At 72.6% G+C, this 2,344-nt stretch carries 3 protein-coding genes; 1 reads left to right on the forward strand and 2 read right to left on the reverse strand.

What is annotated here, in order from left to right; genetic code table 11:
- The coding region (locus Q0L15_RS19625; RefSeq protein WP_296606272.1) for an aminotransferase class I/II-fold pyridoxal phosphate-dependent enzyme at positions 1 to 692 on the forward strand (692 nt) is incomplete at its 5' end.
- 172 nt (positions 693 to 864) lie between these two features.
- Here the strand turns inward: Q0L15_RS19625 and Q0L15_RS19630 are convergent.
- Entirely contained in the window at positions 865 to 1,860 is a 996-nt protein-coding gene (locus Q0L15_RS19630) for a hypothetical protein (protein ID WP_296606274.1), read from the reverse strand.
- 13 nt (positions 1,861 to 1,873) lie between these two features.
- Positions 1,874 to 2,344 (reverse strand): AAA family ATPase (locus tag Q0L15_RS19635; protein ID WP_296606275.1); only part of this gene is annotated, 471 nt, incomplete at its 5' end.

A 2,344-nucleotide genomic window follows, 5' to 3' on the forward strand; every position in this document is an offset into this window, starting at 1 on the left:
CGCCGCGCACCCGGTTCGTGCTGCTGAACTCCCCGCACAACCCGACCGGCACCGTGCTCACCCGAGACGAGCTGCAGGCGGTCGCGGACCTCGCGATCGAGCACGAGCTCGTGGTGATCACCGACGAGGTCTACGAGCACCTGGTCTACGACGGGCATGAGCACGTGCCGCTCGCGACCCTGCCGGGGATGTTCGAGCGGACACTGTCGCTGTCGAGCGCCGGCAAGTCGTACTCGTTCACCGGCTGGAAGGTCGGCTGGGCGACCGGACCCGCCGAGCTGGTGGGCGCGGTGCTCGCGGCCAAGCAGTGGCTCACGTTCACCTCCGGCTCCCCGCTCCAGCCGGCGGTGGCCTACGCGCTCGACGAGGAGCCCGACTACCCGGTCCGGCTGGCGGCCGAGCTGCGCGCGCGGCGCGACCTGCTGTGCGCTGGCCTGGCCGAGGTCGGTCTGGACGTCCGGGTGCCCGAGGGCACCTACTTCGCGACGACCGACATCTCCGCGCTCGGCTGGCCCGACGGGCGCTCGTTCTGCCTGGCGCTGCCCGAGCGGGCCGGGGTCGTCGCGATCCCGACGCAGGTCTTCTACGACTCCGACGCCGGACGCCAGCTGGTGCGCTGGGCGTTCTGCAAGGAGACCGACGTGATCGAGGAGGGCCTGCGCCGGCTCGCGGCCGCCGATCTCCGGGCCTAGGGTGCGGCTCCTAATCCGGCGCCGTCGCGAGCGGGTTCTCGCGCCGTATCTGGCAAGGCGGAGGCGCGACGGCGGGCCGGAGGCCCATCGAGTCGCCGAGAACGCCGCCAGATCGGATGCGAATGCCCGCGCAGCAGGCGCATCCGGACAAGGAGCCGTGCCCTAGTCGGGGTTATCGCGTGCGGTGGAACCAGGCGGCGGTGTCGGGCCGCACCAGCAGCAGGATCGTCGCGACCGACGCGGTGAGCAGAAGCACCAGCAGGAACGCTCCCGCGAGGAGGGCGACGAGGCTGACCGCGGCCGCGATCGCCGCCGAGATGATCAGCACGATCCGCGCCCAGTCGACGCCGCGCAGCACCAGGGCGGCGAGCACGGACGCGGCCACGCACCACAGCACGAACGCGGCGATCATCACGAACGTCACGGCGAGCAGCAGGTCGTCGGAGATGCCCTGCTCCTCGAGCTCGGGGGTGCGTCGGTGCACGTCGTCGAGGACCGTGTCGGGGCTGACGGCGATGACGGCCGCCGTGATCAGCAGGCCGACGGCGGTCAGGCCGCTGAAGATCCACGTCAGCATGCTGGCCCGCATGACCGAGGTCGGCCGCGGCAGGTCCGTCGCTGCCGGCGCGGGAGTCGGCCCACCGACGGCGGGCGGCTGGGCGACGGCGTACGGCGAGGCCGCGGGCGCGACCGGCGCCTGGGCGCGCGGCGTCGCCGCCCGGGCGGTGCCCGGGCCGGTGCTCCTGCCCTGGAACCAGTCGCGCGAGGGCTGCAGCCACAGCATCAGCGCGGCGGCGGCCACCACGGAGGACACGAACCCGCCGGTGACCATGCCGGTGAGGAACAGCGGCACCGCGATCACCGTGAGCGCCAGCCGGGCGCTGCGGCTGCGCCGCAGCACCTGGTAGCCGAGGATCGCGGCGGCCGTCGCGCACCCCGCCGCCACCATCGAGGTGATCCGCAGCAGCGTGATGATGCCGTCGACGCCGACCCCGAGGTCGGAGCCCGGCGGCTCGGCGAGGAACTTCTCGACCGACTCGCGGGTCTCGAGCGTGTGCAGGGCGCCGACCCGGTCGAAGACCATCGCGACGACGATCAGCGAGCCGATCATGATCAGCCACCCGGCCAGGGTGACCTGGCGCGGACGGGTCGGGGCAGGCTGGTTCACGGGGGCCATTGGATCACGCAGCCGTCAACATCAGCCCATCGCCGCCGGGCGCCCGGTCGACCGTGACCGCCGCGCCGTCGACGACCTCGCCTGCGATCAGCATCCGCGCGAGCGGGTCGCCGATCGCGCTCTGGATCAGCCGGCGCAGCGGGCGGGCGCCGTACGCCGGGTCGTAGCCGGTGTCGGCGAGCCAGGTGCGCGCCTCGTCGGTGACCGAGATCGCGATCCGCCGCACGGCGAGCCGCTTCTCGAGCAGCGCGAGCTGCAGGTCGACGATGTGGGTGAGGTCGGCCATCGTGAGCGCGTCGAAGACGACGATCTCGTCGAGCCGGTTGAGGAACTCCGGCTTGAACGACGACCGCACCACGGCCATCACCGAGTCGTGCTTCTTCTCCGGGTCCAGCGTGGGGTCGACGAGGTAGTTCGAGCCCAGGTTGCTGGTGAGGATGAGCAGCGTGTTGCGGAAGTCGACCGTGCGGCCCTG

Origin of the sequence: Nocardioides sp. (assembly GCF_024509035.1) — a bacterium.
In the GTDB taxonomy this organism is placed as follows: domain Bacteria; phylum Actinomycetota; class Actinomycetes; order Propionibacteriales; family Nocardioidaceae; genus Nocardioides.